This is a genomic window from Mycobacterium arosiense ATCC BAA-1401 = DSM 45069 (assembly GCF_002086125.1).
Lineage (GTDB): Bacteria > Actinomycetota > Actinomycetes > Mycobacteriales > Mycobacteriaceae > Mycobacterium > Mycobacterium arosiense.
Genome location: NZ_MVHG01000424.1, coordinates 1 through 233, shown reverse-complemented (window position 1 = coordinate 233; position 233 = coordinate 1). Strand labels below are relative to the sequence as shown.

Here is a 233-nt window from a genome sequence, read left to right as displayed (position 1 = left end):
ACCGAAGATGCTCCGCCGGGTGTTGCAGACCATCGCCGCGATGGGCGTACCGAAGCTGGCGCTGCTGAACAGCTACCGCGTGGAAAAGAGCTTCTGGCAGACCCCGTTCCTCGACCCGGCGGCGATCCGCGAGAACCTGGTCCTCGGCCTGGAGCAGGCCCGCGATACGGTGCTGCCGGAAATCATCGTCGAGAAGCGCTTCAAACCCTTCGTCGAAGACCGCCTGCCGGCCC

Annotated in this window: 1 protein-coding gene; it reads left to right on the top strand. The window is 65.7% G+C overall.

All coding sequences use genetic code 11. The annotated features are described in order from the left end of the window. Window positions 1–19: 19 nt before the first annotated feature. The coding region (locus tag BST14_RS32420; RefSeq protein WP_211280880.1) for a hypothetical protein at window positions 20–233 on the top strand (214 nt) is incomplete at its 3' end.